Annotated in this window: 21 protein-coding genes; 19 read left to right on the top strand and 2 right to left on the bottom strand. The window is 46.0% G+C overall.

Features of this window, described 5'->3' with window-relative positions; genetic code table 11:
* The first annotated feature begins 503 nt into the window (after positions 1-503).
* From BTA30_RS24315 to pdxA, 6 genes are all read left to right on the top strand, one after another.
* A complete protein-coding gene (locus BTA30_RS24315) occupies positions 504-581 on the top strand; it encodes a hypothetical protein (RefSeq protein ID WP_326140113.1) in 78 nt (25 codons plus the stop codon).
* Positions 582-808: 227 nt separating this feature from the next.
* Positions 809-2,545 (top strand): PrpR N-terminal domain-containing protein, encoded by a 1,737-nt coding sequence (locus tag BTA30_RS09010; RefSeq protein ID WP_076760903.1) that lies wholly within the window; start codon positions 809-811, stop codon positions 2,543-2,545.
* A gap of 154 nt (positions 2,546-2,699) precedes the next feature.
* Positions 2,700-3,587, top strand: a complete 888-nt coding sequence (gene dapA, locus BTA30_RS09005; RefSeq protein WP_076760902.1) for a 4-hydroxy-tetrahydrodipicolinate synthase — start codon at positions 2,700-2,702, stop codon at positions 3,585-3,587.
* Positions 3,588-3,600: 13 nt separating this feature from the next.
* Positions 3,601-4,767, top strand: coding sequence for an iron-containing alcohol dehydrogenase (locus BTA30_RS09000; protein ID WP_076760901.1), 1,167 nt, complete (start codon positions 3,601-3,603; stop codon positions 4,765-4,767).
* 3 nt (positions 4,768-4,770) lie between these two features.
* On the top strand, positions 4,771-6,054 hold the full coding sequence (locus tag BTA30_RS08995) for a four-carbon acid sugar kinase family protein (RefSeq protein WP_076760900.1): 1,284 nt from the start codon (positions 4,771-4,773) through the stop codon (positions 6,052-6,054).
* Positions 6,055-6,057: 3 nt separating this feature from the next.
* Positions 6,058-7,056, top strand: a complete 999-nt coding sequence (gene pdxA / locus BTA30_RS08990) for a 4-hydroxythreonine-4-phosphate dehydrogenase PdxA (protein WP_076760899.1) — start codon at positions 6,058-6,060, stop codon at positions 7,054-7,056.
* Between the two features lie 228 nt (positions 7,057-7,284).
* Here pdxA and BTA30_RS08985 read toward each other — a convergent pair whose 3' ends face one another.
* Together BTA30_RS08985 and slrR are read right to left on the bottom strand one after the other, a co-directional pair.
* Positions 7,285-7,812 (bottom strand): NAD(P)H-dependent oxidoreductase, encoded by a 528-nt coding sequence (locus tag BTA30_RS08985; RefSeq protein ID WP_076760898.1) that lies wholly within the window; start codon positions 7,810-7,812, stop codon positions 7,285-7,287.
* Positions 7,813-8,279: 467 nt separating this feature from the next.
* Positions 8,280-8,738, bottom strand: a complete 459-nt coding sequence (slrR, locus tag BTA30_RS08980; protein ID WP_076760897.1) for an HTH-type transcriptional regulator SlrR — start codon at positions 8,736-8,738, stop codon at positions 8,280-8,282.
* Positions 8,739-8,974: 236 nt separating this feature from the next.
* On the opposite strand from slrR, the gene BTA30_RS08975 reads away from it, so the two are divergent.
* The 13 genes from BTA30_RS08975 to BTA30_RS08915 all read left to right on the top strand — a co-directional run bounded on the left by BTA30_RS08975 (position 8,975) and on the right by BTA30_RS08915 (position 22,756).
* The gene (locus tag BTA30_RS08975; protein WP_076760896.1) at positions 8,975-9,718 is read left to right on the top strand and encodes a YveK family protein; all 744 of its coding nucleotides are present in this window, start codon (positions 8,975-8,977) and stop codon (positions 9,716-9,718) included.
* Complete coding sequence (locus BTA30_RS08970) at positions 9,708-10,400, top strand: CpsD/CapB family tyrosine-protein kinase (protein ID WP_076760895.1); 693 nt, start codon at positions 9,708-9,710, stop codon at positions 10,398-10,400. The genes BTA30_RS08975 and BTA30_RS08970 overlap by 11 nt, the downstream gene beginning before the upstream one ends.
* Before the next feature lie 265 nt (positions 10,401-10,665).
* Positions 10,666-12,483, top strand: coding sequence for a polysaccharide biosynthesis protein (locus BTA30_RS08965; protein WP_076760894.1), 1,818 nt, complete (start codon positions 10,666-10,668; stop codon positions 12,481-12,483).
* 11 nt (positions 12,484-12,494) lie between these two features.
* A complete protein-coding gene (locus BTA30_RS08960) occupies positions 12,495-13,643 on the top strand; it encodes a glycosyltransferase family 4 protein (protein WP_076760893.1) in 1,149 nt (382 codons plus the stop codon).
* Entirely contained in the window at positions 13,640-14,482 is an 843-nt protein-coding gene (epsE, locus tag BTA30_RS08955; protein WP_076760892.1) for a glycosyltransferase EpsE, read from the top strand. The genes BTA30_RS08960 and epsE overlap by 4 nt, the downstream gene beginning before the upstream one ends.
* Positions 14,475-15,635 carry a glycosyltransferase family 1 protein gene (locus BTA30_RS08950; RefSeq protein WP_076760891.1) on the top strand — a complete coding sequence of 387 codons (1,161 nt, stop codon included), beginning with the start codon at positions 14,475-14,477 and terminating at the stop codon, positions 15,633-15,635. Before epsE ends, BTA30_RS08950 begins: the two co-directional genes overlap by 8 nt.
* A 3-nt stretch (positions 15,636-15,638) precedes the next feature.
* Positions 15,639-16,742 carry a biofilm exopolysaccharide biosynthesis protein EpsG gene (gene epsG / locus BTA30_RS08945; RefSeq protein ID WP_076760890.1) on the top strand — a complete coding sequence of 368 codons (1,104 nt, stop codon included), beginning with the start codon at positions 15,639-15,641 and terminating at the stop codon, positions 16,740-16,742.
* A 64-nt stretch (positions 16,743-16,806) separates the two neighbouring features.
* Entirely contained in the window at positions 16,807-17,838 is a 1,032-nt protein-coding gene (locus BTA30_RS08940; RefSeq protein ID WP_076760889.1) for a glycosyltransferase family 2 protein, read from the top strand.
* Positions 17,839-17,849: 11 nt separating this feature from the next.
* Positions 17,850-18,929 carry a polysaccharide pyruvyl transferase family protein gene (locus tag BTA30_RS08935; protein ID WP_076760888.1) on the top strand — a complete coding sequence of 360 codons (1,080 nt, stop codon included), beginning with the start codon at positions 17,850-17,852 and terminating at the stop codon, positions 18,927-18,929.
* Positions 18,926-19,945, top strand: a complete 1,020-nt coding sequence (locus tag BTA30_RS08930; RefSeq protein WP_076760887.1) for a glycosyltransferase — start codon at positions 18,926-18,928, stop codon at positions 19,943-19,945. The genes BTA30_RS08935 and BTA30_RS08930 overlap by 4 nt, the downstream gene beginning before the upstream one ends.
* Complete coding sequence (locus BTA30_RS08925) at positions 19,942-21,498, top strand: MATE family efflux transporter (RefSeq protein WP_239693674.1); 1,557 nt, start codon at positions 19,942-19,944, stop codon at positions 21,496-21,498. The genes BTA30_RS08930 and BTA30_RS08925 overlap by 4 nt, the downstream gene beginning before the upstream one ends.
* Positions 21,499-21,518: 20 nt before the next feature.
* Positions 21,519-22,121, top strand: a complete 603-nt coding sequence (locus BTA30_RS08920; RefSeq protein WP_076760885.1) for a sugar transferase — start codon at positions 21,519-21,521, stop codon at positions 22,119-22,121.
* A complete protein-coding gene (locus BTA30_RS08915; protein ID WP_076760884.1) occupies positions 22,121-22,756 on the top strand; it encodes an acetyltransferase in 636 nt (211 codons plus the stop codon). The genes BTA30_RS08920 and BTA30_RS08915 overlap by 1 nt, the downstream gene beginning before the upstream one ends.
* The last annotated feature ends 9 nt before the right edge of the window (positions 22,757-22,765 follow it).

Raw genomic sequence — 22,765 nt, 5'->3', positions numbered from 1 at the left:
TGTGCATATGTCTAAAAAATGAACTTTGGCCAAACATCACCCCTATCCGCAGGATTGCTGACGGTTTCTGACATTGTCCTATAAGAACAGAAAAAAGACCTAAAATGTGTAAGGTCATGCACGGCAAAAGATAGACTTTGCCCTTCACACATTTTAGGTCTTGCCTGATGAACAGTAACAATCCCGACGATATTGAATTACCATTATTCTAGTACATTATGGCAATGGAGCTCAACTGGTCTAAGTTCCCCTTTTGTCATACATTTTTTTGCATTAGCAATCAATAATGAGCGAAAAGACTCTTTTTCATATGATTCCATAGTCTGTATGGAAACCTTTCTGAAGCAATGCGATTTCTACGAGATCCCGCCGGGGGAGCTGGAAAACATCCGTTATTTCGGAGCATGAAAAAGCGTTCATCCTTACATCATGATATTTTTCCAAAATTCATCGGGAATCGAAAGTTTTTTCTGATTTTGTCTTGGTAATGGTCATTTTCGGTTCTGGCCGTACTCACCAAAGGCAAGCGGCGATTCAACGAGCTCAGAAGAACTTGGGAAACGTCAACACAAAAGGATTAATGGACACATTAAGGCATCTTGAAGAAAACGGAATGATTTCCCGTCACTTTAACAGAAAAGGGAGAAGCTTTCCGAAGCGTTTTTAAAGAGATGGCCCGGTGGGGAGAAGAATGGCTTTCGTAATGGAGGCCTTTTTGTTTTCACTTTTTTTCTTTGCTGCTTCCAAATATTTCTGCTATTTGGTATAGTGATAATGTGTTTAAAATTGCAACAAAAGGTGATAAAACATGAAAGTGATGGCGATTGCTCCTTATGAAGGATTAAAAGAGTTGATGATTCAATTAGCAGAACACGAGGATTTTGAATTTCAAGCAGTTTCAGGGGATTTGCAGAGGGGTGTGGAGCTGGCAAAAGAAGCGGAGGCCAACGGAACCGATATGATCATCAGCAGGGGAGGAACCGCAGAACTGATCCAGCATGAGGTTTCGATCCCTGTCGTCGATATAGAGGTGTCGGGATATGATATTTTGCGGGTGCTTACGCTTGCCAAGGGATACCCGGGGAAAACGGCGATTGTCGGATTTCCGCTGATATCAGACGGTGCATCAGCTGTTTGTGAAATTTTGGATATCAGCATGGATACATATACAGTATCAGCTGAAAGCGATGTCGAGCCTATGCTTATTCAGCTTAAGAAACAGGATTATCAGGTCATCATCGGCGATGTGATCACAATTGAAAAAGCAGAGCGGCTCGGATTAAACGGACTTCTTTTGACTTCTGGAAAAGAAAGCATTGCCAAAGCCTTTTTATATGCTAAAAAGCTGTATTCTTTTTTAAATAAGATCAAACATAAATATGCAGTGCCTTACCACATCTTACAACAGGATGAGACCGGCTATGCGGTATATAACGAAAAGTTACGGCCGGTTTTTCAGAACAACGTGTTTGCTGAACATATCGGCCCTCTTCAAAATATAAAAGAATTGATCGGTGAGGCGGAAAAAAAGGGAGAAATTCAGTACAGATTTCGGGAGCAGAAGCAGACATGGACAATGACAGGGCGGAGGGTCTTTGTATCCGGTGAGGCATTAACCGTGTTTACGGCAGAAAAATCAGCTGATATTACCCTTTCGGCTGTACCGGGCGTAACCATTCAATTTCCTCACCAGCAGCCTTTGCGGGCAGGTTATATGGAAACTTCAAAGAGCGAAAAAATGCAGCGGGTTTTGCAAAATGCAGAAAGGTATGCATCAAGGCGGGAGCCTGTATGGATCAACGGGGCTCCCGGGACAGGGAAAGAACATTTGGCTCGCCTGATCCATATGAAAAGTTCAAACAAGCATGAGCCGTTTAAAAAGATCGATGCCGGCTTGCTGTCCGACAAAGAATGGGAGCATGTATGCGAAAGCGAAGACATCTTCTCAGGAACGGGCACGCTGTACATCACGCAAATCGACCGCATGCCGCAAAGGGCTCAACAACTCCTGCTGAGGCGAATCAACGGGCCATTGAACGAGTTCAGGCTGATATTATCTTCATCCCGCAATGTGAACCTTCTTGCTGCCGAGGATAAATTTTCAGCAGAATTATATGATGCCCTTTGTCATTTGGAATTACATGTTCCGCGGCTGTCTGAAAGAAAAGAAGACATTTGGCATTTGGCCTATCAGTTTATTGCAGAAAGCAATGAGACATTCGGAAAACAAATTGTCGGTTTTCGAAGCGATGCGCGTGCAAATCTTGAAGAGGCGAAATGGCCGGACAATCTCAATCAATTAAGAAGAACAGTCCGAACCTGCGTGCTTGAAGCGAAGGGAGCATATATTGAGAAGGCTGATGTCGAGCGGGTTCTGAATCGTTTGGAGGATGATGGAAAAGGAGAAATTGATTTATCCGGAACACTTGAAGAAATTGAGAAACGGATCATTCAAAAAGTATATACGGAAGAGGGCAAGAATCAAACAAGAACAGCAGAAAGGCTGGGAATTAACAGAACGACGCTTTGGAGAAAACTGAAATAGCCATTTGAAAAAACACCCGCTAACCCCGGGTGTTTTATTTTTTGTTTTAATATGCAACAATTATCGAACGATATTTATGTTTATATTGTTGATAAATGAAACGTTTATGTATATAATCAATTTTGAAAACGCTTTACGGGAAGGGGAGGCAAACATGGGTTTTTTACCAAAGGGGATTTATCCCGCGATGCTGACACCGTTGACGAAAGATCAAGACATTAATGAAACGGCGCTGAAACAGCTGACAAATCATTTGATCGACGCTAATGTACATGGACTTTTTGCACTGGGCACAAATGGAGAATTTCATTTGTTCAACAAGGAAGACAAGTTGAAGGTTGCAGAGATCATCATTCAAGAAACTGCCGGACGCGTTCCTGTCATGGTTGGAAGCGGAGGAAACAGCACAGAAGAAGTGATCGAGCTTTCTAAAGAAATGGAGCGCCTCGGCGCTGATGCGTTGTCTATCATCACCCCGTTCTTTATCCCGCCGACACAGGAAGAAGCGGCGGCCCATTATAAAACAATCGCAGCATCCGTTTCTCTGCCGGTTCTGCTATATCATATTCCTTCAAAAACCGGTTTTCATTTAGAAGCTGAGACGGTGGCTGAGCTTGCAAAAGTGGACAATATCGTTGGCATTAAAGACAGCAGCGGAAAATTTGAAAACATCCAACAGTATATCGAGCATACGAAAAATGAAGACTTTGCAGTATTGGCAGGCACGGATTCACTTATCTTAAAAACCCTTCAGGCAGGCGGAACAGGCGCTGTCGCAGCGACGGCGAATATGCTTCCGGAAATCGTAGTGTCTATCTATCAATATTGGCTGGACGGCGAGACGGAAAAGGCGAAGGCTGCCCAGAGGGAGCTTCAGCCGCTTCGCGATACATTTGGCCTTGCTACGATCCCGGCGGCCTTGAAAAAAGCGGTTGAGCTTTATAGGGTGCCTGTGGGCCCGCCAAAAGCGCCCGCAGGCGAATTAATGGGCGATGCTCTGCGCGAAGTCGAGAAAATGGTTGCTTACTATCAATCAAAATAAGGAGGTTTCGAGAATGATGGCGAATTATCAATTTCGCACAGCCGATCACATCGTGGCAGGCCCACATTCGATCAGCCGCTTGGGACACCACGTAAAAGCTTCGGGATTGAAGGCTGATCATGTGCTGATCATCACCCAGCCCTCGATCGTCAAACTTGGAACGATCAGCGATGTTCAGGCACAGCTTACTGAACTTGGCATGCGGTCAGATGTTTGCACAGACATTTTACCTGAGCCTACCGCTCAAAATATCGCAGAAGTGTTTGCGGACATTCGCGAAAAGCAATATGACATGCTCATCGGCATAGGCGGCGGCAGCGTTCTTGACGGGACAAAAATTTTGTCTGTGCTGCATACGAATTCAAAACAAATTGAGGAACTGCTCGGCACCAATCTGGTCGAAAAGCCCGGAATACCGGCCGTATTAATCCCAAGCACCTCGGGAACAGGCGCAGAGGTAACGCCAAACGCGATTGTTACGCTTCCCGAACAAGAACTGAAGGTCGGCATCGTCAGTCCGTTTCTGCTGCCGAAGCTTGTCATTCTTGACCCTGTCATCACCCTTGGACTGCCAAAACCGATTACAGCGGCCACCGGAATGGACGCATTCACCCATTCCCTTGAATCGTTCATTTCCAATAAAGCAAATCCGATCAGCGATATGTTCGCTTTAGAATCAATCAGGCTGATTTCAAGAAGCATTGTTGAAGCATATGAAAATGGTTCATCAATCAAAGCGAGAGAGGACATGCTGCTTGGTTCGGCTTATGGAGGCATGGCGCTGACAGCCGCAGGAACGGCCGCAGTTCACGCCCTGGCCTATCCGCTTGGCGGAAAATACAACATTCCGCACGGAGTCGCCAATTCAATGCTTCTTCCGCATGTGATGGAGTTCAATATGGATGCCATTGCAGAACGGCTGTCATTGGCGGCTGAACCAATGGGAATTGCTGCTGCGAATATGACCGCAGAACAGGCGTCGCGCGCTGTTAATGATCAAATCAAAGAATGGACTCAAGCTTTGAACATTCCGCAGGATTTAAAAAAATACGGAGTAGCGGAACATGATTTAGATGAATTGGCGAACTCTGCATCCAAAGTGACGCGCTTATTGAATAACAATCCAAAAGCGCTTGCTCTGAATGATATAAAAGGCATCTATCAAAAACTCATAGATTAAAGGATGAACAATGTGAAAATTGCAATTATCGCAGATGACTTGACTGGGGCGAGCGACTGCGGCGGCCAGCTTGTTCATTATGGCTTGAACGTTTCTGTCAAAATAGAAGCTGAAGAATGCACTGAACGGCAAACAAGCGACGCCGTTATTTTCAATACGGACAGCAGATCGATGCCTGCGGCTCGTGCTGAGACGGCAGTCAAAAAAATCAGCAAGCAAATTTCTCAAACAAGCTTTGATGTGGTGTATAAGAAAATCGACAGCACGATGCGGGGAAATATCGGAGCTGAGCTTAATGCGATGTATGAAGTGTTTCGCCCGGACTTTGTCGTGATCGCCCCGGGTTATCCTAAAAACGGACGCCAAGTGATTGGCGGCATTCACTATGTGAACGGCACAGAGCTGCATAAAACCGAAGCAGCGAATGATCCGAAAACACCTGTCACAGAATCAAATATTCAAAGATTAATAGAAAAGCAGACCGGACGGAAGTGCGGCCATTTGACTTATGAAGATATTCGCAAAGGAAGCGGGCATTTGCGAAAAAAACTGGATGACTTTCGGGCCGGGGGAATGACTTATGTGACGGCTGATTCAGTCTATGAATCTGATCTTGAACGCCTGGCGTTTATGCACGTTGATTTGCCATATTCCATGATTTTGGCGGGATCGGCGGGATTAATGAGCTGTCTACCCAAAGCTTTTAATCTGAAAGAAAGGCCGCTCAATCAAAATGTTCCGCCTGACAGCCTTCCGGTCCTGTTTGTCGCCGGAAGCGTGAGCCAAACAGGAAGAATGCAGCTTTGCGAGCTTTTCGCCGCTGATATGGCGGAAAAAGTGGAAATGATGTCAGAGAGCGTGTTGATCGGCGGGGCTGCGAAAAGAAAAGAGTTCAAACGTCTAAAGGAAAGAGCAGCGGAAGCCTGGCGCCACTCTAAAAATATCGTCCTCTGTTCTTCAGATAACTTAATAGAGACGAGAGAGATCGGAAGAAAACGGGGGCTGACTTCCATTCAAACAAGTGATGCGGTTTCTGCCGCGCTTGGAGAACTGGCAGGTGAATTGATTCAAGAACTTGCCGTGAAACGACTGTTTTTAACGGGAGGTGATACAGCCTATCAAGTGCTGCACCAGCTTCAGATCCGCGAAATCCGGCTATTGGACGAAGTGGAGCCGGGCATCCCGCTGGGAACAGCCGGTGAGGATCTGTACATTGTCACAAAGGCCGGAAATTTTGGTTCCCGCTCAGCGATCACCAATGCAGCAATCAAGCTTCAAGGAGGTTAAAAAATGGAAAAACCGATCATCGGTATTACGATGGGCGACGCGGCAGGCGTCGGTCCTGAAATCATTGTAAAGGCGCTCAAGTCCCGCGAAGTGTACGACATATGCAGGCCGCTTGTTATCGGCGATATGAAAATGCTTGAAAAAGCTGCCGCCCAAACCGGATCGCAGGCAGTTATCAACAAGGTTGGCCATGTGGAAGAATGCAGCTTTATACATGAAAAAATCGATTGTCTTGATATCGATCTGCTGCCTGACAATCTGCCTTTTGGGAAGGTATCGCCAGAGGCGGGAAATGCCGCTTTTCAATTTCTGAAAAAAGCGGTTGAACTTGCCCGGGCAGGCCTTATCCAAGCGATTTGCACAGCTCCTTTAAATAAAGAAGCGCTGCATAAAGGCGGGCATCAATACCCGGGGCATACAGAAATTCTCGCTCATCTGACAAATACATCTGACTATAGCATGATGCTTTCATCGCCAAAGCTGAAAGTGATTCATCTGACCACCCATCAAGGGCTGATCGAAGCGATTCAATCGATTACCCCTGAGCGGACCTATAAAGTCATCCGGCTTGCCCATGATACATTGACAAGAGCCGGGTTCAAACGTCCAAGAATCGCGGTTTGCGGAATTAATCCCCATGCCGGTGAAAACGGATTATTTGGAAATGGGGAAGAAGATAACCAATTGGTTCCAGGTATTGAACAGGCGGCAGCTGAAGGCATCGAGGCGAGCGGTCCTCATCCGGCGGACACTTTGTTTTACAAAGCCGCACGGGGGGATGTTGATCTTGTCGTTGCCTGCTACCATGATCAAGGACATATTCCAATAAAAGTCCTCGGCCTGGAAGAAGGCGTCAACATTACGGTGGGGCTGAACGGCGGCGTGATCCGCACATCAGTTGACCATGGCACCGCTTTTGATATCGCCGGACAGAATAAAGCGGATGAAAGAAGCATGATCGCCGCTTTGCGATCTGCCGCTGAGCTTGCTCCAAAACAGTAGTCACCGCAAAGAAAAGTGAAAGAAGATTGGTTCATTTGCTGAAAGTGGTTTGCGCATCGCCTTCATTTGCCAAGTATTCAGATGATCCCGTTTTATTACTGGAAAAACAGAGCATTAAGCTTGAACCCCTTCCCGCGTATGTAAGGATGACAAAATCCTAAAACTTTAAACCGTTTTAGGGTTTTGTCAACAATCTAAAAACCCGACTCATCAGAGCCGGGCTTTTTTTTATTTAAAAGACTTGAAAATATGTTCCCTGTATTGTTCCGCACCTTCAGCAAGTACGCTTTCTTCAGTCGAACCGGCCTGATAAAAGACATATGGCGGAAGGTATGTAGTACCGATAAAGTTGCTTGTGGCCTGAAAAGGCTTTAGCAATTCGCTGATTGAATAATGATTGGAGCCGCCTGCCTGATAGGCTTCTTCAAGAGCTCCGGCGGAAATTGCCACCATGAATTCCTTGCCGTGAAGCGCGGTGCCGTTTGTCCCGTAAGCCCAGCCATAGAGAAGAACGTGGTCCAGCCATTTCTTTAAAAGCGGTGGCGAGCTGTACCAATAAAGCGGAAATTGAAACACGATCCGGTCGTGCTCTTCCAGGAGGCGCTGTTCTTTTTCCACATCAATAGCCTCGTCCGGATATTCCTTGTACATATCTCTGAATGTGACATACGGTTCGTCGTTCACTTTTTTTGCGAATGCTTTGTTGACGACAGACTCCTCCATATTCGGATGAAATACCATCACTAATACTTTCATCTATTCATCACCTGCTTTCAGTTTTATTCATTTTAATCGATTCGCGGCAATGGGTTCAACAAAAATGCACTAAGGGCTCAATCTCTCGTTCAAGGAAATCATGCCGATGACAAAGGTCACTTTATATACCGAAGACAGAGGGTTTCTTATGAAAGAGGAATGTGTTAAAGGCCATTGATCCGAGTTTCTTCATTTATATATAAACATAAGCAAAAAGTCTTTAACCACAGATTGGACTAAAGCCATGAATCAGTATGTGTGATAAATAAGACAAACTGGTGAAAACGGAGCCAAAGACATATGTCATTCGTTGGACTTGCTGTTTATTAATATGATTATTCGGAATTTTCGCCGGATTCATACCGGCTGATTTCAGCGTGATTTAGAGCGTCTGTATAGAAGGTTCTGGATGAATGGTTAAAGTCAAAAGGTCTCCGTTATCGTTTTATGAATGAGTGCGGTACAACTTAATGGCTTCTTGTTCTCTTCAAAAAATCTTCTACTTCCTGAATTGTCAGCCCCATTTCTTTCGCTTCAAGCATGAGCGATCTCCATTCGTCGATGTTGGCTTGTGTAAGCTCCCTGCTTCGATAAAGGCGCCGCTCTTTCTTTTTCTGTTTGAGGCGGTGTGTAAATTGAAACAGTTCTTCCTGATTCATGCCCGCTTGTACGGCCTGCACCAAATGCGTTCTCCATTCATCCTCATGTTCGGCTCGCCGATAAAGGATGACTTCGGTATCAAACAGCTCTTTTAAATCTACTTTCAAAGCCCGGGAGATTTTTTTAAGAAATTCGACAGAAGGGTTTCTGTGAACCCCGCGTTCAATTTTGCTTAAATAAGATTTTGACACGCCTGCTATATCCGCAAGCTGGTTAATGGAGTAGCCTTTTCTCTTGCGGTACATTCGGATGACTTTCCCGATCATACTCATTCCTCCCCTTCCCCTAGCCATTCATTTTAAAACGCTTTCTTGTTCATTATAAGAAATAATTTGTTCTTTATAAAATTCAAAAATTTAAGATATCGACAGAAAACAAAAGAAAACGAACGGATTTGTTCTCTAAAAAGAACTATATAGCTAATTTCAGCATTTTTCAATTCAAATTATTTCTTTTATAATCCAATCATTAACAAACGGCATTCCTGAGGAGGCAGTCAAGCATGAAGGAAAACATAAATTTTAGAGAATTGGTTGCGATACTGAGAAAGAGAACCGTTCTCATTCTTTTTTTAACAATAAGTTCAACATTGGCTTGCGGAATCGTTCAGTACTTTGTGCTGACACCTGTCTATCAGGCTTCGACACAGATTTTAGTCAGCGAGAAAAAGGGGAGTGCCACTTTCAGCGATATTCAAATCAATCTTCAATACACGAGGACATTTCAGGCGCTATTGAAAAACCCGGTGATCCTTGAGCAAGTTAAGCAAGAGCTTCATTTGCCGTATTCCGCGGGCAGCTTAAGCGAAAAAATTGCAACAAGCACCGAAAGCGAGTCAGAGATCATTAACATAACAGTTCAGGATGGAAATCAGAAGACAGCGGCCGATATAGCGAACACTTTAACGGCTGTTCTCAAAAAAGAGATTAAAAAGATTATGAACACCGATCGTGTAACTGTTCTCTCAAAGGCTGAAATCGCCGATTCGCCGGTCCCGGTCAGGCCGAATTACAAGATGAATATGCTGCTGGCGTTCGGCGCCGCATTGATGACTGGAATCGCCTTGGCTTTCTTCCTTGATTTTATCGACGATACGGTTGCAAGGCCGTCTCAAGTCGAAAAGGAGGCGGGGTTCATTTACTTGGGAAGCATTGAACAATTGAAACACAAAAAAAGCCGGTTCCGCGGAGATGATGATATGAATGTTCGCGTGAAACCGGGGAGGAGTGAGCCGCTTGGGTATTAGAAAAAAACGCTCTCACAAATATCAGTCATCGCTTGTTGCTTTGCATCAGCCTAATGCACCGATTGTCGAACAGTATCGGACGATCAGGACGAATATTGAGTTTTCTTCTTTTGCAAAGCCGTTCAGATCATTGCTCATCACTTCGGGCCTTCCGGGAGAAGGGAAATCATTCTCGGCTTCTAACTTGGCGATCGTGTTTTCGCAGCAGGAGAAAAGGGTTCTTCTGATTGATGCAGATTTAAGAAAGCCGACCATCCATAAGATCTTTGAGCTGGATAACCATTCAGGGGTGACGAATGTGCTGATGAAAAAGTCGAGCCTCGAACATGTCGTTCAGCAAAGCCAGGCGGAAAATCTCCATGTGCTGACAAGCGGCCCGATTCCGCCAAATCCGTCGGAGCTCTTGTCGTCTCAGGCGATGGAGGATCTGTTTGCGGAAGCATACAGACAATATGACTTAGTCCTCCTTGATTCTCCGCCGCTTTTGCCGGTGGCCGACGCACAAATTTTGGCGAATCAAGTAGATGGAAGCATCCTTGTCATCTTAAGCGGAAAAACAAAGCTGGATAACGCGATTAAATCGCGCGATGCACTGAACTCTTCAAAAAGCGAACTGCTTGGAGCTGTCTTAAACGGACGGAAAGTGAAGAAAACACGTCAATATAATTATGCAACAATGTAATGATGAATTTTGCTTTTAGCGGCGCTGCTGCTAAGGTGATGCCTCCTTACCTTTACCAACGGAGGCACTCGGCTCTACTGTGGGCAGTTTTTTTAGCTGCCTTAGATGCAAGTCGTCGATGGCGGGGCGTGAGGACGGGTTAAATGCCCATTTTTATTGTATGTACTTTCTAATTCAGATTTAAAAATCGTCGGTATCTTTTTAGCTGATGGGATTTTGCCTGAAAGATCCTATCAGCTAGAAAGATACATTAGGAGGTAGGAAATTGACATATCGGAGAAGGCTTTCCATTATTACCGCACTCGATTCGTACTTGGTTTTGCTGTCTATTTTTATCGGGTATCAGCTGATTTTGCCATCATATGATCTATATCCTTCGGAAATGCTGTTGATGACCTCACTGATTCTGCTTGCCGCCCAGCATTTATTTGCCCATTGTTTTCATCTTTATAAAAAGGTGTGGGAGTATGCAAGCATTGGGGAATTGTATGTTTTATTAAAATCAATCACATTGTCCCATCTTGTGACGGTGGTCATTGAGCTGTTTTTATTTCAAACCGTTCCTGTCCGCCTTTTATGTTTGAGCTGGCTTTTCCAATTGCTGCTGATCGGCGGATCGCGAATGATGTGGCGGATCATCAGGGAACAGGTGAATAAGGGAAGCAAGGGCTCTGCCAGAGCGCTCATCATTGGGGCTGGCTCTGCCGGAAGTCTGACAGCGAAACAGCTTCTGCAGAAGCCGGAATTGAATATTAAGCCTGTCGCATTTATTGATGATGACAAAACAAAATATCGCCTTGAAATCATGGGGCTTCCCGTTTTAGGCGGAAAAGAGCAAATCGCTCAGGCCGTTCGGCAATGGAATATTGACATGATCATCATTGCCATTCCGTCCTTAAGCGTCGCTCAAATGCAGGAAATGTATAAAGCCTGTGCACAGACAGGTGTAAAAACCCAAGTTATGCCGAAAATTGATGAGATGTTGCTAGGCAGACACCCCGTCGGCCAGCTTCGCGACGTTAAAGCGGAGGATCTGCTTGGAAGGGAGCCTGTCCAGCTTGACACGAGCGAAATCTCCAATACCGTGAAGGACCGCGTCGTTCTTGTTACTGGAGCCGGAGGTTCGATCGGTTCGGAAATCTGCCGTCAGATCAGCAGATTCAAACCGAAATCGATTATTTTAGTCGGCCACGGAGAAAACAGCATTCATTCAATATTGCTTGAGCTGACAGAAAGATTCGGAAAGAATGTCAGCTATTATCCGGAGATTGCCGACATTCAGGACAGAGAGAAAATGTTCCGGCTGATGGAGCGCTATAAACCGAATGTCATATATCATGCAGCTGCGCACAAGCATGTTCCGTTAATGGAAAAGTGCCCAAAAGAAGCGATCAAAAACAATATTCTCGGCACTCAAAACGTCGCCGAAGCCGCGGATGAAACCGGTGTGGAAACGTTTGTCCTCATTTCGTCCGACAAAGCGGTCAATCCTGCCAATATTATGGGAGCGACAAAGCGGTTTGCGGAAATGCTGATTATGAATCTCGGCAAAACAAGCAAGACAAAATTTGTTGCTGTCCGCTTCGGCAATGTGCTCGGCAGCAGGGGAAGCGTCATTCCGATTTTCAAAAAGCAAATTGCAAAAGGCGGCCCGGTAACCGTGACACACCAGGATATGACCCGTTACTTCATGACGATCCCAGAGGCCTCAAGACTTGTTATTCAAGCTGGAGCGCTTGCCAAAGGAAGACAAATTTTTGTACTCGACATGGGCGAACCTGTGAAAATCGTCGATCTCGCCAAAAACCTCATAAAGCTGTCAGGTTATTCGACAGATCAGATCAAAATCGAATTTACCGGCATCCGTCCTGGCGAAAAAATGTATGAAGAACTGCTCAATCAAAATGAAGTGCTGGCTGAACAGGTCTTTCCAAAAATCCATATCGGCAAGGCGGTCGATGTCGAATGGACGGTGCTGAAAACATTTATGGAAGAGTTTATGTATTTGTCAGATCACGAGCTGAAGGAGCGTTTGTTCAGCGCCATCGGCCAACATGAGAAAAAGCTGGTGACAGCGCATTAGGGGGATCGATCATGCCAAGAACGGTTTTGTTTTGCGCGACGGTGGACTACCACTTTAAAGCCTTCCACCTTCCATATTTAAAATGGTTTAAAGAACAGGGCTGGAATGTCCATGTAGCGGCAAAAGGAAGTATGCCGCTTCCCTTTGTCGATAAAAAATACGATATCGATATCAAGCGCTCTCCTCTGCAAGCGAGCAATTTGGCGGCCTATCGGGATCTGGCGCGCATCATGGACGAGAATCAGTACAGCCTCATTCATTGCCACACTCCGATGGGAGGGGTGCTGGCCCGTCTTGCTGCCCGAAAGAAGAGAAAGCTGGGAGCAAAAGTGATCTATACCGCCCACGGTTTTCATTTTTGCAAGGGTGCGCCTCTGAAAAATTGGCTGTTGTACTATCCGATTGAAAAAGGTCTCTCCTCTTTGACCGATTGCCTGATTACGATTAATGAAGAAGACTTTCGGCTCGCAAAGGGTTTGCGAAAAGCGATGCGGACGGAAAAAATCCACGGCATCGGCGTCGATACGGAACGGTTTCAGCCTGTTGATGAAGCAGAAAAACAGCGGCTCAGAAAGAAATATCATCTGAACGAAGATGATTTTATCCTCATATATCCGGCTGAGCTGAACGTAAATAAAAATCAGTCGCTGTTAATCGAAGCGGCGGCTCTTTTAAAAGACAGGATGCCGAACATCAAACTCGTTTTTGCCGGCAAAGGACAGATGGAAAAAGAGTACAGCCGTTTGGCAGAACAAAAGGGGATCGCTGCAAACATCCGATTTGCGGGATTTCAAAAGGAGATTCATGAATGGATCCAGCTTGCTGATGTATCTGTCGCTTCAAGCATCAGGGAAGGGCTCGGCATGAATCTGCTCGAAGGCATGGCGGCAGGAAAACCCGCCGTTGCAACGGACAACCGCGGCCACCGTGAAGTCATAAAAAACGGGATCAACGGATTTCTCATTCCGCAAGGAGACGCCGGGATCTTCAGCGACCGTCTTTTGCGTCTTTATCATTCAGCAGATTTACAAAAACAGATGGGGGAAGCGGGGAGAAGGACGGCCGCCGTTTATTCGCAGAAGCGTACGGTGAAAGAGATGGCAGACATTTATTCTTCCTTTATGAAAAATGAAACAGCTGAGAGGAGGCTGAAAGGATGACAGACGGACAAAAGCCGAAAGTTTCTGTCATTATGGGAGTCTATAATTGTGAAGACACGCTGGCTCAGAGCATCGAATCGATTTTGAGCCAAACCTATAAAAACTGGGAACTGATTATTTGTGATGATGCTTCAACAGATCGGACATATGAAATCGCCAGGCAGTATGCCAGGCATTACAGCGATAAAATCAAGCTGATCAGGAATGAGGAAAACAAGCGGCTGGCGGCCTCATTAAATCATTGTCTCCAATATACCGAAGGAAAATATATCGCGCGCCAGGACGGTGATGATATCTCTTTGGCAAGGCGCTTTGAAAAACAGGTCGCGTTTTTGGAATCGCAGTCCCATTACCAGGTCGTCGGCAGCGGGATGATCGCTTTCGATGAGGAAGGTGTGAGAGGCGTCAGAATGATGCCATCCTCACCCGGGCCAAGAGTGATGGCGAAAGGCACACCGTTTTGCCATGCGACGATTATGATGAGGGCGGAAGTTTACCATGCCCTGAAAGGATACCGTGTAGGCCGGCGGACAAGGAGAATGGAAGATATCGATTTGTGGCTCCGTTTTTTTGAAGCGGGATACAGAGGCTACAATCTTCAGGAGGCTTTATACAAAGTAAGGGAAGATGAATCGGCATTTAAGAGGAGAAAGTTCAGCTATTCCATTGATAATGCATGTATCGTCTTTACGGCGTGCAGACGGCTGAAGCTGCCGCTCTCAGACTATGTCTATACGATGAAACCAATCATAAGGGGGCTCATGCCTCCTTTTGTCATGAACAAATATCATAAAAAAAGATTGATGAATGAAGGCGGAGGGGTCGTAAAACATGAATGACGGAAGCGTGAGACCAAAACGGGTGCTTCACATCGTAAGCGGAATGAACCGCGGCGGCGCGGAGACGATGATCATGAATATGTATCGCCATACAGACCGGCGCCATGTTCAATTTGATTTTATTTCTCATCGGGAGGAAACGTGTGACTATGACCCCGAGATCATAACCCGCGGCGGCCGCGTGTTTTATGTACCTAGCATCGGCCGGTCCGGTCTTTTGGCTTACATCAAAAACATCAGGGACATTCTGATTGAAAAAGGGCCGTATTCGGCTGTACACGCCCACACGGATTTCCAGACGGGTTTCGCCGCTTTGGCGGCCAAGCTCGCCGGTGTTCCGGTCAGAATCTGCCATTCTCACAATACAGCCTGGAAGCCGAATCCGCGGCTCTTGGATACATTGCAGCTTCATGTATTCCGGCGTCTGATACTCTCGTATTCTACGGGTCTATGCGCCTGTGGCCAAGATGCCGGGCGTTTTTTGTTCGGCGGGAAAAAAATGAGAAAAAAAGCGGTTCATCTTTTGCAAAACGGGATTGACCTGGACCGTTTCAAAGAGGCGGACAGTCTTTCGAAAGCGGCTGTGAAAAGGGAATTCGGCATTCGGGAAAACACAATGGTCATCGGACATGTCGGCCGGTTTTTCGAGCAAAAAAACCATCCGTTTATGCTTCATTTCGCCGTGCATTTAAAGAAAACGGACATACCCTTTCAAATTGTGTTCGCTGGCGACGGACCGCTGCGGACACAAATAGAAGAAAAAGCTGCCGCTCTTGGTTTGGAAAAGGATATTCTCTTTCTCGGCGTTGTTGAAGATATCCCGGCTCTCATGCAGACATTTGATGTATTTGTCATGCCTTCCTTGTTTGAAGGTCTGCCGCTCGTTCTTGTAGAAGCGCAGGCTTCAGGTCTTCCTTGCATTGTCTCGGACGCAATTACAGAGGAAACGGATTTGGGGCTCGGCCTATTGAGGCGGCTCGGTCTTGATACGGGTTTTGAACAGTGGACCGAAGAAATCAGCCGGGCCGTTCAAATGAAAAAGCCGACATGGATGGACATTCAGCACAGCTTGACAGAGAGAGGCTATGATGCAAAGGCAAATTTAAAGAGGCTGCTGAATATGTATTCGATCTCTGCTCAAGAAGGGCGGTAAATCATGGCTGTCTATATGTTGAATATGGGGGTCGTTTTTGTCTGGTCATGGTTTGCAAAAATGTACGGCAGAGAAGATCACAGGATGCCGACAGGCTATCGTCCGAATGCGATTCTTGCGGTCGTGCCGCTTGTTTCATTGATTATTGTTGCCGGACTAAGATACAAGGTCGGAACAGATTACCATACGTATATGCTGCTTTATGAATTAGCCGCTAAATACGAAAATATATGGGAAATATTCGGGTTCGGCACGGCCAAAGCGTCGACTGATCCGGGATTTACTGCGCTCTTATGGCTATTGAATCAGATCACACATGATCCGCAAATCATGTTTGCCACTGTGGCGGCCATTACTTACATCTTTATCGTGAAGACGCTTTATATGTTTGGACGGCCGTTTGAATTAAGCATGTTTCTATTGATCGGCATGTTTCACTACTATGCTTCATTTAATGGCATTCGCCAGTATATGGTGGCAGGCATTCTGTTTTGGGCGGTCAAATACCTGATCAATGGAAACTGGGTGCGCTACACCATCATCGTGCTGATCTGTTCGCTTTTTCATTCTTCTGCATTGATCATGATTCCGGTCTATTTCATTGTCAGAAGAAAAGCGTGGTCGCCTGTGCTGGGCTGTCTCACTCTATTATTTTTAGCAGGCTCTTTCTTGTATCAAAAATTTCTTTCCGTATTTCTCGTCGTTCTTGAGAACAGCTCATACGGACACTATGAAGAGTGGCTGACGAGAAATTCAAACGGAATGAACTCGATTAAAATCATTGTTCTTCTTCTCCCGCTTGTGCTTGCTTTCTGCTTCAGGGAGCAGCTGCGAAAGCGCTGGCCTGAGGTCGATTATATCGTCAACCTTTGTCTGATCGGCTTTTTATTCGGGATTTTAGCGACAAAGGATGTCATTTTTGCGAGGTTTAACATCTATTTTGGGCTCTATCAGCTGATTCTCGTTCCTTATTTTGTGCGGATTTTTGAGCCGAAATCGAATGCGCTTCTATATGTTTTGATTTTGATCTGCTATTTCTTATACAGCTTTATGCTTATGCCGTTTGATTCTTCGGTGCTGCCGTACAGAACGATTTTTGAACGTTGACGACAAAAGGCGCGGCGGATCATCATCCCGTCTTGTGAAAAATGCCGACAAAGGAGTAATCATATTGGAAAACCCAGCAGTTAGTCTACTGGTCGCAGTATATAATACAGAAGCTTTTTTGCCGAATTGTTTACAATCGCTGATCAACCAAACCTTAAACAATATTGAAATCATCATCGTCAATGACGGTTCGACAGATGGAAGCCAGAAAATGATTAACCACTTTGCCAAAAAGGACGGCCGCATCAAAACGATCATCCAGGAAAATCAAGGTCTCGGCGCGGTAAGGAATAAAGGCATTGAAGCGGCATCAGGGGAATACTTGGCGTTCATCGATTCCGATGACTGGATTGAAGCGGACTATTGCCAATCTATGTATGAAAAAGCGAAGGCTGAAGATGCCGACCTCGTCATCTGCGATTATGCCGTGGAAATCCAGGATACGGGAAAAACGGTCTATCCGGACATAGCCAAAAACTATGCCGGAAAGCCGAAGGACGCATTCATCACAGACCTGTTGAAAGGCAGAGTGAGCGGCTTTTCCTGGAATAAACTTTACAGACGAAGCCTGATTGAACAGCATCAGCTCGTCTTTCCTCTTCGGGAGGAGCTCGAGAATATTGAAGATCAATATTTTAGTTTCAGGTGCCTGCTGTTTGCTGATTCCGCGGTGTTTTTGCCGAAGCCGCTTTATCATTACCGGGTTCATTTATCATCGATTGTCCAAAAATATCAGACCGGTCTGTTTGAAGACGGACTTGCTCTTTATGAGGCAAACCTGGATTGTCTGACAAAGCGCGGGGAGCTCCCGGCTTTAAAAGAAGCGCTTCATGTTTTTATCGTCAACCACGGCTGCATCAGTGTTTTGAATGAATGTAAGAGCCGGAACAAAAGCTCCTCGGCAGAGAAGTATAAAAATATCCGCCGAATATGCACTTGTCCCGAATTCAGAGGGAAAATCCCCGCTGTCGATCTGACGGCTTTTGATTCAAAGAAGAAACTGCTTCTTTTGCTGATTCGCTACCGGCTTATTCCGGCCGTGTATGGATTCGCAGCTATCTATCAGAAATTAATCGAGTACAGAATGAAGAAATAGGCGGTGAGGAAATGACCTTTCAGGAATTGAAAATCAATCTTGCGGAATGGCTTCTGCTAAAGGTGAAATATCCTTCGGAATATATGATGGGTACACCGGGTTTAAAGCGATTTGACCAATATAAAGGCAAGAAAAAGATCATTCTGACTTTAATTCCTTCTCATGATAATTTGGGGGATCATGCGATTGCCCTGGCAAGCCGGACATTCATAGAAAATGAGTTTGCCGATTTTGAAGTCATTGAGATCGGTATCAATGATATTTATAAACATGCAAAAGCGCTGAGACGCGTCCGCCATCCCGAGGATATGGTGTTCATCATCGGCGGAGGCAACATGGGGGATTTGTACAGAAATGAGGAATGGACAAGGCGCTTCATTATTAAGGCATTTAAGCATTATAAAATCGTCCAGCTTCCGGCCACTGTCCATTTTTCCAGAACGCCTTACGGACAAAAGGAATTAAAAAGGGCGAAAAAAATCTACAATTCTCATCCGCGTCTGCTGATGATGGCGCGTGATGATACAACCTATCAATTTATGAAACAGCATTTCTCAAACAAAACGATTCTGAAACAGCCTGATATGGTGCTCTATTTAAAGAAAGAGCAGCAATCTGAAAGAGACGGCGTTTTCATTTGTTTAAGGGACGATAAAGAAAGCTTTCTCAAACCGGAAGAGCGGGAAACACTGCTGAAGGCGGTCAATGATGAGTATGGTGAAGCAAAAACCTTTACAACGACGATCGGCAAGAGAGTCAGCCGCGTCTCGCGTGAGAGCGAGCTGAATAAGCTTTGGGATCAGCTGGGAGGTGCCGAGGTGGTCGTCACGGACAGGCTGCACGGCATGATCTTTTGCGCGATTACAGGGACTCCTTGTGTTGTGATCCGCTCTTTTGACCACAAGGTGCTTGAAGGCTTCCACTGGCTGAAAGATGCTCCGTCAATGAAGCTTGTAGAGAAGCCGAACACGGCAGAAGTTCTCCTTGCGATTGAAGAATTAATCAAAAACGATTCATCATATAAAGAAATGCCATCAAGGGATCATTATTTTAAAGATCTAAGACAGAAAATCATAGGTGATATTCAATGAAGCCATTTGTCAGTATCATTGTTCCAATGTACAATGTCGAGGATTATATTGAGGAATGCGTCAATTCTCTGCTCAGGCAGACCTTGAGAAATATCGAAATCATCCTTGTTGATGACGGCTCTCCCGACAGGTCGGGGGAAATAGCCAGAAGGTACTGCGGAAAGGACGCAAGAGTCAAAGTCATCCATAAAAAAAACGGAGGGCTGAGCTCAGCAAGAAATGCGGGCCTTCAGGCCGCGACAGGAGATTATATCGGTTTTGTCGACGGGGATGATTTTGTAGCGCCTGCAATGTTTGAGAACATGTACGGCGCCGCCAAAAAAGACGATCTTGATATCGTCATGTGCGGTTTTCACAAACATTCGGACACAGAACAAGCCTATTTTCCGCCTCCTTTGCCGGCCGGCCGCCTGCTGTTAAGCTGGGATATTAAACATGAGCTGAAACGGGCGCACGAATCCCGGTTTATCTGGTATGTGTGGCGGAATTTGTACAGGCGCGATCTGCTGAAGCAAAACCAGCTGTTTTTTTATGAGGATATTCGTTTTGCGGAAGATTCGCCGTTTAATCTGTACGCTTTTTATGCCGCGAAACGGGTGAAAGCGATCGACGAGGGCTACTACATGTACAGGTGGAATCCGCAAAGCTTGACAGAGGTTCCTTATAAACCGTATATGGATGAAAGCCTGATCAGGCAATATCGTGCGAAAAAGAGGTTCTATGAGACATTTCAGCTGCTGGATGAATGTGCGGACGACCTTGTAACATACATGTGCAAACACCAAATTCCAATGCTTTTAGCCAATGCCTGCGCCGAACCTAAGCCTTCAAAACAGGTGCGGCGGCATATAAAAGACATTTTGTCTTATCGGATGGTGCAGTCATGCGTCAAAGCCACATCCATTCGGAATACTAAGCTATTAACCGGGCAGCGGCTCGTTTTATTGTTATGCAAGCTGAATGTTCCGATTCTGCTCGAATTGTTTTTTAAACGAAATCTGCCCAGTAAGGGATGAGCCTTTTGAATAAGACATTTATCTTGAATCTCGGCGCCAATATGGCGTCTTTTTTATTATCCGTGCTGTTTTCGATGTGGCTGACGCCGTTTGTGATCAAAAACCTCGGGGTTGAAGCATTCGGGTTCGTTCATTTAACACAAAATATGATCAACTATTTTTCGATTATTACGGTCGCCCTGAGTGCGGTTGTTGTCAGGTTCTTTTCCGTGTCAGCCCACAGGGGAGCGCATGATGAAGCAAGAGGCTATATGAATACTTATATTGTCTCATCACTTGCTCTTTCGGTTTTTTTATTCTTGCCGCTCGTTGGAACGGTGTTTCTTATCGATTCGATCATTCGCGTGCCCTCCGGCCTCTTAGGCGATGTGCAGACCGCGCTGTTGATTGGCAGTCTTCTTTTTTTATTAACCTTTTTTATGTCGGGATTTGCAGCCGGGCCGTTTTTTGCCAACAAAATTTATATTACAAGCACGATCCAGGCTGTACAAATGCTGATTCGCGTGGTGAGCGTATTATGCATTTTCTCATGGTTTGCGCCGAAAATCTGGCACATCCAGCTTGCCGCTCTCATCGCTGCGGTTTCGGCGTGTGTTCTGTCGATCATATTCTTTAAAAAATTAATTCCGTGGTTTTCGTTTCGGATAAAGGATATGTCGTTTAAAAAGTGCAGAAAGCTCCTGCAGGCAGGGGGATGGAGTTCTATCAGCCAAATCGGTGTGCTTCTTTTTTTGCAAATCGATCTAATGGTGGCCAATGTCATGCTTGGGGTTTCCGAATCCGGGATGTATGCAGCGATTATTCAGTTTCCGCTTTTAATCCGGACGATGTCGGGGACGCTTGCCGCTGTATTTTCACCGACGATTACACTCTATTATTCAAGAGGCGACAAAGAGGGGCTTGTCCGCTACGCCAATCAGGCCGTCAGATTTAACGGAATCGTGCTTGCTTTGCCGGCGGCGCTGCTCGGCGGGCTGGCCGGCCCGTTTTTGACGCTTTGGCTCGGGCCTTCATTTGAACATTTAAAATGGCTCTTATTGATACATGCCGGTTACTTGGTGGTTTCATTAAGCCCGGCGCCGCTTTTTTATATTTTTACAGCCTATAACAAGCTGAAAACACCGGCGCTGACGACGGTTGCCTTCGGTGCCGTCAATTTGCTGCTTGCCATTGCTTTGAGCGGCCCGGCAGGATTGGGTCTTTACGGGATTGCGATTGCCGGCGCGGCTGCTTTAATGCTGAAAAACGTTGTCTTCACACCGATTTATGCGTCAAAAATAACGGGCGAGAGAAAACGGGTCTTTTATAAAGGCGTTTATGCTCCGCTTGCCGGGGCTTCATTTGCTTTGGCTGTCTGTTTTGCGATTCAATTCTTTTTTCCGGTTGACAGCCTGCTCTCTCTTATCATGACGGGGCTGGTGGCCACGGGCGCTTATGTGCTGTTTGCTTATTTTGTGATGCTTACAAAAGATGAACGGCTTGCCGTTTCAGCCAAGCTAAAGACGTTGCGGTCTTCTGCATCACTCCCTTTTCAAAAGGGATTTTTCAAATAAAAGAAAGGGGTGCGGTTTTCATGATAGCTAAACGTTTTTTCGATCTTGTATTCGCGGTGATTTTGCTGGCTGCTCTCAGCCCGGCCATGATCTTCACGGCTTGTCTCATCAGGTGGAAAATCGGCTCGCCTGTCTTATTCCGCCAAACCCGTCCGGGCTTGAACGGCGAACCTTTTACACTATATAAGTTTAGAACGATGACTGATGAAAGAGATGAAGCGGGAAACCTGCTCAGCGACGAAAAACGGCTGACAAAAACGGGCAGGCTGATCAGAAAAACGAGCCTGGATGAACTGCCGCAGCTGATTAATGTCATCAAGGGCGACCTGAGCCTTGTCGGTCCCCGTCCCCTTTTGATGGAGTATATTCCCCTTTACACAAAAAGACAGTGGAGACGCCACGAAGTCAGACCGGGCATCACGGGCTGGGCGCAAATTAACGGCAGAAATAAAGTGACATGGGAAGAAAAATTTGAACTCGATGTCTGGTATGTGGATCACCGGTCTTTTTTGCTTGATATCAAAATCCTTTTGCTAACAGTCGGAAAAGTGCTGAAATCGGAAGGCGTCAGCCAAGATCGACACGTGACCACGGAAAAATTTACAGGGAGAAGGAAGGCCTGATGCAAAGCATGGTGATCATCGGTGCCGGAGGCCACGGCAAAGTCATCCGGGATATCGTTGAAGAGCGTCCGGATACAGTGCTTGCCGGAATTCTCGATGACCGGTTTGAATCGCTTCACATTGAAAACGGTGTTTATCATGGACCTTCATTCGCGGCAGACGAACTGATTCGTTTGTGTCCTGATGTGAAATTCATCATCGCCGTCGGCAGAAATAATCTGCGAAAAAAGTTGTTTGAAAGCCTAGGCCTTCCCCTTGAACGGTATGCGGTACTGGTTCATCCGTCTGCTGCGGTCAGCAGATCGGCCCGGATTGAAAGGGGATCTGTTGTAATGGCGGCCAGCGTCATCCAAGCCGATGCCTGTATCGGTATGCACAGTATTGTCAATACAGGTGCGATCGTCGAACACGACAATCAAATCGGCGACTATGTCCATCTTTCACCGGGAACGGTTTTGACCGGAGGCGTGACGGTTATGGACGGGGCGCATGTCGGAGCGGGGACGGTCGTTATCCCGGGGAAAACGATCGGACGCCGGAGCGTGACGGGAGCGGGTGCAGCGATCATAGATGATATCCCAGATGATGCAACAGCAGTCGGAGTTCCTGCAAGAACAATCAAATCACAGTTGTAAAAAGGGTGA

Origin of the sequence: Bacillus swezeyi (assembly GCF_001969815.1) — a bacterium.
Classification (GTDB): Bacteria; Bacillota; Bacilli; order Bacillales; family Bacillaceae; genus Bacillus; species Bacillus swezeyi.
This window is presented reverse-complemented; position numbering and strand designations above follow the sequence as displayed.